This window comes from Micrococcus sp. APC 4021 (assembly GCF_030407635.1).
Taxonomy (GTDB): Bacteria; Actinomycetota; Actinomycetes; order Actinomycetales; family Micrococcaceae; genus Micrococcus; species Micrococcus luteus.
In genome coordinates this window covers 1-9,675 of the sequence record NZ_JASDCZ010000087.1, presented here as the reverse complement: position 1 = coordinate 9,675, position 9,675 = coordinate 1, and the positions used below count along the sequence as shown (strand labels likewise).

The following is a 9,675-nucleotide window of genomic DNA, read 5'->3' as shown; positions in this document are numbered from 1 at the left end:
GCACGTGCTGCTCCACGAGCCGCTCGGCGGGCACGGTCGGCTCGGCGGCCTCGGCCGACGCGGGGGCGGCCTCGGTGGCGGGGGACTGCTGGTCGTCGGGCTGCATGTGATTGGTCACCGCTGGAACTCTCCCTGACTGCGCCGGCACGCAGTCGTCGAGGGATGCGGCCGGTCGGGATGGACACGAACAGGGCCAGCGTACCGGGCCGGACAGCGCCCGCGCCTAGAATGGGCCGGTGCGCCGGCGGGGGACCGTCGCGCGTCCCCGCCGTCGTCGTCTCGAAGGATCGCCATGTCCCGCAAGGCCTCCCTGTCCGGTTTCCACGAGTGGCTGCCCGCCGAGCGGCTCGTGGAGCAGCACGTGCTCGACACGCTGCGGCGGACCTTCGAGCTGCACGGGTTCGCCGGCATCGAGACCCGTGCCGTGGAGACCCTGGGCCAGCTGCTGCGCAAGGGCGAGGTGGACAAGGAGGTCTACGCGGTCTCCCGCCTGGCCGAGGACGAGGAGGTCGCCGCGGGCCGGCGCGATCCCAAGGACCCGGCCGACCCCAAGCGCCTGGCCCTGCACTTCGACCTCACCGTGCCGTTCGCCCGCTACGTCGTGGAGAACGCCGGCCACCTCGCCTTCCCCTTCCGTCGCTACCAGATGCAGAAGGTCTGGCGCGGGGAGCGCCCTCAGGAGGGCCGCGCCCGCGAGTTCACCCAGGCGGACATCGACGTCGTCGGCGACGGCGCCCTCTCGCCCCGGTACGACGCCGACGTCGCACTCGTGATGGCCGAGGCGCTCGGCGCCCTGCCGATCGGCGACTTCCTCATCCGCGTGAACAACCGCAAGCTCGCCGAGGGCTTCTACCGGGGCATCGGCCTGGAGGACACCGCCGGCGTGCTGCGCAGCATCGACAAGCTGGAGAAGGTCGGCCCGGAGGAGGTCGCGCGGCTGCTCCAGGAGGAGGTCGGCGCGAGCCCCGAGCAGGCTGCGCAGGCGCTGGCCCTGGCGGACATCCGCACGTCGGACGCCTCGTTCGTCGAGCGGGTCCGCGCCCTGGGGGTGACCCACGAGCTGCTCGAGGAGGGGCTGACCGAGCTGGCCGACGTCGTCGCCACCCTGCACCGCCGCGCCCCCGGGCGCGCCGTGGCGGACCTGTCCATCGCGCGCGGCCTGGACTACTACACGGGCACCGTCTACGAGACCGTCCTGGTGGGCCACGAGCAGCTCGGCTCGATCTGCTCGGGCGGCCGCTACGACGCGCTCGCGTCCAAGGGGAACCGCGTGTTCCCCGGTGTCGGGCTGTCCATCGGCGTGACGCGGCTGGTGATGCGCATGCTGTCCCAGCAGATGGCCGTGGCCTCCCGCTCCGTGCCGACCGCGGTGTACGTGGCGCTGACGGCGGACGAGGACTGGTCCGAGGCCCAGGACGTCGCGGCCCTGCTGCGACAGCGCGGCATCCCCGCGGAGGTCGCGGTGTCCGCGGAGAAGTTCGGCAAGCAGATCAAGTACGCGGATCGCCGCGGCATCCCGTTCGTCTGGTTCATGGGCCGGGACGATGCCGGCGCGCGGGTCCACGAGGTCAAGGACATCCGCTCCGGCGAGCAGCACGCCGCGGACCCGGCCGACTGGACCCCGCCGGCCGAGGACCTGCTGCCGCAGGTCGCCCGCGCGCAGGACTGAGCGGGCGGACCGCTGCGCCGGCCCCGGCGCGCGACGCCGACACCCGTCCGCGCGTCGGTTCACCGGCCCCGGCGCCCGGCCCGCACGAACGCGCGCCCGCCCACCCCGATCAGGAACACGCCCGCCATCGCGGCCACGGACATCGGCGGCAGGCTGAGGGCGAGCAGCAGGCACAGGGCCAGGCCGAGGACGTTGACGGCGCGGGGCACGCGCAGCGGGCGCAGCGGGCGCGGCCGGGCCGGGCGGCGGCCGTCGTCGTCCCCGCGCAGGGTCAGGGCGGACAGGTTCGCCACCGCGTAGTAGACGAGCACGCCGAACGAGCTGAAGCCCACCACGGTGAGGATGTCCGTGGTGAGCAGGAGCAGGATCACGGCCGCGGCCACCGTCAGCTGAGCCGTCCACGGCGTGCCGGTCCCCGCATGGACCCGTGCCAGGGGGCGGGGCAGGTCGGACTCGCGGGCCATGGCCAGGGCGGTGCGGGAGATGCCCGTCAGCAGGTTGAGCATGGCCCCGGCCGCGGCGAGGGCGGCGCCGGCCACCGCCACCCAGCCCCAGCCGGAGCCCAGGGCGGTCTCGAGCAGGTCGCGCACGGGCGCCGGGGACCGGGCCAGCCCGGAGGTCCCGAGGCCCGAGATCAGCGCCGTGGCGAGCAGCAGGTACAGCGCCACGGTCACGGCGAGGGCGATCAGGATGGCGCGCGGGATCGTGCGTGCGGGGTCGATGACCTCCTCACCCATGGTGGCCACGCGCGCGTAGCCGGCGAACGCGAAGAACAGGACGCCCGCGCCCATGAGCACGCCCTGCACGGGGGAGTCGACGCCGAGCGCCGCGGCCGAGCCCCCGGGGGCCTCGCGCGCCAGGCCTGCGCCGATGGCCAACACGAGCACGGCGAGCACGGGCACGAGGATCGCCAACGTCGCCTGCGCGGTCCGCGTCACGCCCGCCATCGCCACCCCGGTGAGCACGACGACGGCGGCCACGCCCGTCCACCGGGCCGCGGCGGCGTCGTCGGGGAAGAGGTACAGGCCGAGGGTGGCCGCCATCGCGGCCACCGACGCGGTCTTGCCCGTGACGAAGCCCCAGCCGGCGACGAAGCCGGCCCACGGGTGCAGCTGCCGCCGGCCGTAGACGTAGGCGCCGCCGGACTCGGGGTGGACGGTGGCCAGCTGCGCCGTGGACAGGGCGTTGCACAGGGCCGCGACGGCCGCGACCGCCAGGGCCCCGTACAGCAGGCCGGGGTGGCCGCCGGTGAGCGCGGCCGCCAGGCCGATCGCGGTGAACACGCCCGCGCCGATCATCGAGCCGAGGCCGATCGCGACGGCGTGGAGCAGGGTCAGGCGGCGCTGCAGGGCGGCGGTCATGACGGGGTCCTCCTGGGCTGGGGCAGTGTGGACGGGGCACTAGACTGACGGGAACGGCGCGCGCCCGCCCCGCAGGCGTATCACACGGCGTCGACCATCACATGAACCCCGCACATCGTCCGGCGACCGGACGGAGAGGATCCTCGTGCTGCGCACCCACTCCCTCGGCGAGCTCAACGCCTCGCTCATCGGCCAGACCGTCACCGTCACCGGCTGGGTGGCGCGGCGGCGAGACCACGGCGGCGTGGCCTTCGTGGACCTGCGCGACGCCTCGGGCTTCGCCCAGGTTGTGGTGCGGGACGAGGCGGACTTCGACCCGCTGCGCAACGAGTGGGTTCTGCAGGTCACCGGCACGGTCGAGCGCCGCCCCGAGGGCAACGAGAACCCGAACCTGCCCTCCGGCGAGATCGAGCTGATCGCGGAGACCGTGACGGTGCTCAACACCGCCGCCGCGCTGCCGTTCCAGGTGGACGAGCACGTGGAGGTCGGCGAGGAGGCCCGGCTGCGCCACCGCTACCTGGACCTGCGCCGCCCGCAGCCCTCGCGCATCATGCGCCTGCGCTCCGAGGTCAACCGGACGGCGCGCGAGCTGCTGCACGGCGAGGGCTTCGTGGAGGTCGAGACCCCGACTCTCACGCGCTCGACGCCGGAGGGCGCCCGCGACTTCCTCGTCCCGGCCCGCCTGGCTCCCGGCTCCTGGTACGCCCTGCCGCAGTCGCCGCAGCTGTTCAAGCAGCTGCTGCAGGTGGGCGGGATCGAGAAGTACTACCAGATCGCCCGCTGCTACCGCGACGAGGACTTCCGCGCGGACCGTCAGCCCGAGTTCACCCAGCTGGACATCGAGGCCTCCTTCGTGGAGCAGGATGACGTGATCGCCCTCGGCGAGAAGATCGTCAAGGCCCTGTGGGCCCTCGTGGGCGTGGACGTGCCGACGCCGATCCGCCGCATGACCTACGCCGAGGCGATGGAGAAGTACGGCTCGGACAAGCCGGACCTGCGCTTCGGCCTCGAGCTGACGGACCTGACCGAGTACTTCAAGGACACCCCGTTCCGCGTGTTCCAGAACGAGTACGTGGGCGCCGTCGTGATGCCGGGCGGCGCCTCCCAGGCCCGCCGCACCCTCGACGCGTGGCAGGAGTGGGCCAAGCAGCGCGGCGCCAAGGGCCTGGCCTACGTGCTCATCCAGGAGGACGGCGAGCTGACCGGCCCGGTGTCCAAGAACATCTCCGAGGAGGAGAAGGCCGGGCTGGCCGCCGCCGTGGGCGCGAACCCGGGCGACTGCGTGTTCTTCGCCGCCGGGAAGCCGAAGGAGTCCCGCGCGCTGCTGGGTGCGGCCCGCGTGGAGATCGGCCGTCGCTGCGGGCTGTTCACCGATGCCGGTGACGGCGTGGCCGCGAAGGACGCCGACTGGGCGTTCGTGTGGGTCGTGGACGCGCCGATGTTCGAGCCGGCGGCCGACGCCGTGGCCTCGGGCGACGTCGCCGTGGGTGCGGGCGCCTGGACCGCCGTGCACCACGCGTTCACCTCGCCCAAGCCGGAGTTCGCGGACACCTTCGACACCGACCCGGGCGCGGCCCTGGCGTATGCGTACGACATCGTGTGCAACGGCAACGAGATCGGCGGCGGTTCCATCCGCATCCACCGTCAGGACGTGCAGGAGCGCGTGTTCGAGGTCATGGGCTTGTCCCCGGAGGAGGCGAACGAGAAGTTCGGCTTCCTGCTCGAGGGCTTCAAGTACGGCGCCCCGCCGCACGGCGGCATCGCGTTCGGCTGGGACCGCGTGGTCGCCCTGCTGGCCGGCACCGACTCGATCCGCGAGGTCATCGCGTTCCCGAAGACCGGCGGCGGCTTCGACCCGCTGACGGCCGCACCGGCGCCCATCACCGCCCAGCAGCGCAAGGAGGCCGGCGTCGACGCGCAGCCGGAGCCGAAGCAGGCCGAGGCCGAGCCGGAGGCCTGATCCGGGTCCGCGGCGGGCCCGCCTCAGCCGCGCCGCGGACCGGCCAGCTCGTCCGAGTCCACGATCAGCGTGAACGGCCCGGAGTTGGTGAGGGAGACGTCCATCTTCGCGCCGAACACCCCGCGCTCCACGCGCACGCCGGCGGCCTCGAGCTCGGCCGTGAACCGCTCGTAGAGCGGCTCGGCCTGGTTGCCCTTCGCCGCGCGCGTCCAGGACGGCCGCCGGCCCTTCCGCACGTCGCCGTACAGCGTGAACTGGCTGACGACGAGCGCCGGGGCACCGGCGTCGGTGAGGGACCGCTCGCCGTCGAGCATGCGGAGCCCGGCCACCTTGCGGGCCACCTGGACGGCCTCGGCCTCGGTGTCGTCGACGGTCACGCCGAGCAGGATCACCAGCCCCTCGCCCTCGAAGGAGCCGACGACTTTGCCGTCGACGGTCACGGACGCGGAACGGGCGCGTTGCAGAACGGCTCTCATGCAGCCATTCTGCAACGCGCCCGGAACCGGTCCGCGTCAGCGGATCACTGACGACGGGTCGGATTCACCTCGTACACGGTGGTCGAGCCGGAGACCTCGTTGGCGACGATCAGCAGGGCGGTGCCGGAGGGGGACTCGTCGGCCGGCACGAAGGTCAGGCCCTCGGCGCCCATGTCACCCAGGCCGGCCGTGGCGTCGTCGCCCGCGGCATCCCAGTCACGGTCGTTGACGTAGTCCACGTAGGTGGCGTTCCGCGGGTCGGTGATGTCGAAGACCACCACGCCGCCGATGCGCTCGAGGCCCACGAACGCGTAGGTGCGGCCCTGGATCGTGCCCACCACCACGGACTCGGGCTCGGGGCCCTTGTCATCCGAACGGGAGTCCCCGGACGGGGTCTCGGCGTTGTTCGCGTTGAACGCGTGCTCCGGCAGCTCGCCGGCGGCCACGAGCCGGGCGATCTGCTCCTCGATCATGCCGGCGGAGTCGAACAGGCGGGTGCCGTCCGCGGTGTAGATGGAGAAGGACCGGCCGCCCAGTGTGGTCAGGGAGGAGTGGCACTCGCGCTCAGAGTCGTAGCCGAGGTCGGTGAGCACCTTCAGGCGGCCCAGGGCATCCTTCTTCTGCAGGGCCTTGGCCCCCGGGAACTCGGCGGCGCACAGGTCCAGGTCGCTGACGCGCTCGGAGTCGTTGAAGTCGCCCCACTCCCGCCCGTCACCCTCGTTGGCGGTGACGACCAGGTTCTGACCGCGCCAGCGGTACGTGTCGATGCCGTCGGGCATGGGCAGGCCGTCGACCGGCCAGTGGCCCAGCTCGATGCCGCCGTCCTTGTCCGAGGCGTCCAGCACGCCCTCGGTGGACCAATCGGTGGGCGTCAGCGCCCAGAGGTCCTCCAGCGTGGCGGACTTCAGGTCCACGACGGCGACGGCGTTGGCCTCCTGCACGGACACGTAGGCGGTGCGTCCGGTCGGGTCGACGGTGACGTACTCCGGCTCGAGGTTGCGAGCCACCCGACCGGCGGGCTCGTGACCGGCGGGCACCGCCATATCGGGGCCGGAGACGCGCACGCCGGCGGGCAGGGCGGTGCCGGCGTCGTAGGCGCGGAAGTCCACGGTGCGCACCGCGTCCTGGGTCAGGCGGGAGAACTGCCGGGCGTTCTTCGGTACGGAGACCACGGAGATCGTGCCCTCCGGGTCGACGGAGAAGTCGTCGGCCGGTTCGCCCTCGTTGGCGACCACCACGTACGCCCCGTTCGGGGAGAAGGCCAGCGAGTCCGGCAGGGCACCCACCCGCACGCCGCCGAGGTAGCGCAGGGTGGTGGTGTCGAAGAACACGACCCAGCCGTGGTCGGTCTTCTCGGCGGCCTCCACGGCGACGGCCATCACGCCGCCGGAGACGGCCACGGAGTTCACCGTGGCGCCCTTGTCCGTGACGGAGCCGTCCGCGGTGCGCAGGCCCTCGGCGGAGAGGGTCCGCTCGGCCACGGGGGCGGCGTCGGCGCCCAGGCGCATGACGTCGACGGCGCCGCGCTGCGCGTTCACCACGAACAGGCGGCCGGAGACCGCGTCGAAGGCCGGGATCTCGGCGGCGGACTCGCCGAACACGCCGGTCTCGTGGGTGCCGGCGCGGGTGAGCTCGATGCTCTTGCCGGACGGGTTGGCGGCGATGGCGGCGCGCTGGGCCGTGGCCGAGTGCGGGGCGGGCGCGCTGAGGGAGGCCGGGGCGAGGAAGGCCGTGGACAGGGCCGCGGCGGTGACGGCCGTGGCGAGGCGTGCGAGGCGAGGCATGGATGCTCCAGTCAGGGCAGGGAGGCGGAGGACGGGGTCACCCCATCGCACGGATGTGAACGGACCGTGACGTCCCGGCCAGCGCGCGGTGTCCCGCGGGTGTCGACGCCCCGGACGCCCCGCGTGCCGTCCGCCGAGGTCAGTCCTCGCTCGGCAGCCCCGCGAGCACCCGCACCGTCGTGAGGTTCCGGGCCGTGCCGCGCACCCCGAGCGCCCGGTCGAGGCGAGCCGGGGTGAGCGGGGAGTCGGCGACCCCCGCGGCGCAGCGCATCCACAGCAGCCGTCCCTCCAGGGCCGTGCGATCCGGCCCCGCGGGTCGGCCATCCCCGTGGTCGAGCGCGGCCAGGGCGGCGGCCGCCTCGGGTGCGGGGTCGTCCTCGAGCACGGTGAGCTGGGTGCGTTTCGGCTCGCCGCCGGCCCAGGGGAGCGCGTCGTGCAGCTCCAGGGCGCGCCGGAGCGTGCCCACGTCCACGAGGACCACGGGGACGTCGAGGCCGCCCTCCTCACGCGCCCGCCGCGCGAACCCCTGCCGCACGCCCTCGGCGGCCGCGTCGGAGGACGCCCGGAACAGGACGTTGCCGCTGGCCAGGTGGGTCGTGACCGCCTCCCCGCCGGCGGCCCGGGCCCAGCGGATCAGCGTGTCCTTCCCGACACGGTTGCTCCGGCCCACGTTGATCCCGCGCAGCAGCAGGACATGGGTGTGGTCGGCGCGCGGGGCGGCGGGGCTCATGCGGCCAGGATGCCACCCACGCGCCCGCGGGCCGAGGACTACCCTGGACCCGATGGACGACCTCTTCAGCGCCGCGCACAACGGGGCCGACGACGACGGCCCGGCCGGCACCGTGGCCGCCCCGCACCCCGGCGCACCGCTGGCCGTGCGCATGCGCCCGCGCACGCTGGATGACGTGCTGGGCCAGCGGCACCTCATGCGGCCGGGCTCCCCGCTGCGCAAGCTCGCTGAGCCCGATCCGGACTCCGCCGCGGGACCGAGCTCGGTCATCCTCTACGGGCCTCCGGGCATCGGCAAGACGACGCTGGCCCACGTGATCGCCCGCGCCCCCGGGCGCACGTTCACGGAGCTGTCCGCGATCACGGCCGGTGTGAAGGACGTGCGGCAGGTGATGGAGCAGGCCCAGCGCGAACGGGACCTCTACGGGCGCACCACCGTCCTGTTCCTCGATGAGATCCACCGCTTCTCCAAGGCGCAGCAGGACGCGCTGCTGCCGGGCGTCGAGAACCGCTGGGTCGTGCTGGTGGCCGCGACCACGGAGAACCCGTCCTTCTCCGTGATCGCACCCCTGCTCTCCCGGTCGCTGCTGCTCACGCTGCGTCCCCTCACGGACGACGACATCGTCGGGCTGCTGGACCGTGCCGTGACCCAGGAGCGCGGGCTCAACGGCGCCGTGGTGCTCCAGGACGACGCGCGGGACTACCTGGTGCGGATGGCCGGCGGCGACGCGAGGCGGGCGCTCACGGTGCTGGAGGCCGCGGCCGGCGTCGCCCTGGACAAGGCGCGCGAGGCCGGCCGGGCGGGGGAGGGCGCCGTCGCGGTCACGGAGGAGGACGCCGCGCAGGCGATGGACCACCACGTCCAGCGCTACGACAAGGACGGCGACCAGCACTACGACGTGATCAGTGCCTTCATCAAGTCCATCCGCGGCTCGGACGTGGACGCGTCGATGCACTACCTCGCCCGGATGCTGGAGGCGGGGGAGGACCCCCGGTTCATCGCCCGGCGGCTGATCATCTCCGCGTCCGAGGACGTGGGCATGGCCGACCCGACCGCGCTGCAGACCGCCGTGGCCGCCGCCCAGGCCGTGCAGCTGATCGGCATGCCGGAGGGACGCATCATCCTGGCGCAGGCCGTGACGCATCTGGCCACCGCGCCGAAGTCCAACGCGAGCTACACCGCCGTGAACGAGGCGATCGCGGACGTGCGGGCCGGCCACACGGGCGCGGTGCCGGCGCACCTGCGGGACGCGCACTACCCCGGCGCGGCGGCCCTCGGCCACGGCCAGGGCTACGTCTACAGCCACGACGAGCCGCACGCCGTCGCCCGTCAGCAGTACGCGCCGGACCCCCTGGTCGGGAGGGACTATTACCGGCCCAAGCCCATCGGACACGAGAAGCGGCTCACCGAGCAGGTGGCCGCGCTGCGCCGGATCATCCGCGGCGACTGAGCGCGCGCCGGGCCCGAGGGCGGACGCCTCGGGCGGCCGCGCGGAATAAAGACGCCCGGATCACCGGTTGTCCAGGGATGAGCGGGGCGGTCGACGTCGGCCCGCCGACTCCTCGCCCGCTCGCGCCCCCATGCACCACCGACGCACAGAAGGAACAGAAGGAGCCGCCCCCATGACCCAGTCCACTCCGCAGCAGTCCACCCCCCAGCACACCGCCGCGCAGCAGCCGGCCCCGTACGGCCGCC

At 73.7% G+C, this 9,675-nt stretch carries 7 protein-coding genes; 3 read left to right on the top strand and 4 right to left on the bottom strand.

The window, feature by feature from the left end; translation table 11 throughout:
* Nucleotides 1-292: 292 nt before the first annotated feature.
* Complete coding sequence (gene hisS / locus QL983_RS08340) at nt 293-1,669, top strand: histidine--tRNA ligase (RefSeq protein WP_095694636.1); 1,377 nt, start codon at nt 293-295, stop codon at nt 1,667-1,669.
* A gap of 59 nt (nt 1,670-1,728) precedes the next feature.
* Here hisS and QL983_RS08335 read toward each other — a convergent pair whose 3' ends face one another.
* Nucleotides 1,729-3,030 carry an APC family permease gene (locus QL983_RS08335; protein WP_060973791.1) on the bottom strand — a complete coding sequence of 434 codons (1,302 nt, stop codon included), beginning with the start codon at nt 3,028-3,030 and terminating at the stop codon, nt 1,729-1,731.
* Between the two features lie 145 nt (nt 3,031-3,175).
* Between QL983_RS08335 and aspS the strand changes: the two genes are divergently transcribed.
* Complete coding sequence (aspS, locus tag QL983_RS08330) at nt 3,176-4,990, top strand: aspartate--tRNA ligase (RefSeq protein WP_078025478.1); 1,815 nt, start codon at nt 3,176-3,178, stop codon at nt 4,988-4,990.
* 23 nt (nt 4,991-5,013) lie between these two features.
* On the opposite strand, the gene dtd is transcribed toward aspS, so the two are convergent.
* The 3 genes from dtd to QL983_RS08315 all read right to left on the bottom strand — a co-directional run bounded on the left by dtd (nt 5,014) and on the right by QL983_RS08315 (nt 7,980).
* A complete protein-coding gene (dtd, locus tag QL983_RS08325; RefSeq protein WP_044659818.1) occupies nt 5,014-5,466 on the bottom strand; it encodes a D-aminoacyl-tRNA deacylase in 453 nt (150 codons plus the stop codon).
* Between the two features lie 44 nt (nt 5,467-5,510).
* A complete protein-coding gene (locus QL983_RS08320; RefSeq protein WP_290152265.1) occupies nt 5,511-7,250 on the bottom strand; it encodes a choice-of-anchor I family protein in 1,740 nt (579 codons plus the stop codon).
* A gap of 139 nt (nt 7,251-7,389) precedes the next feature.
* A complete protein-coding gene (locus tag QL983_RS08315; protein ID WP_020621558.1) occupies nt 7,390-7,980 on the bottom strand; it encodes a DUF1697 domain-containing protein in 591 nt (196 codons plus the stop codon).
* 52 nt (nt 7,981-8,032) lie between these two features.
* Here QL983_RS08315 and QL983_RS08310 point away from each other — a divergent pair, with 52 nt between their 5' ends.
* Nucleotides 8,033-9,430, top strand: coding sequence for a replication-associated recombination protein A (locus QL983_RS08310; RefSeq protein WP_041103678.1), 1,398 nt, complete (start codon nt 8,033-8,035; stop codon nt 9,428-9,430).
* Nucleotides 9,431-9,675: the final 245 nt, after the last annotated feature.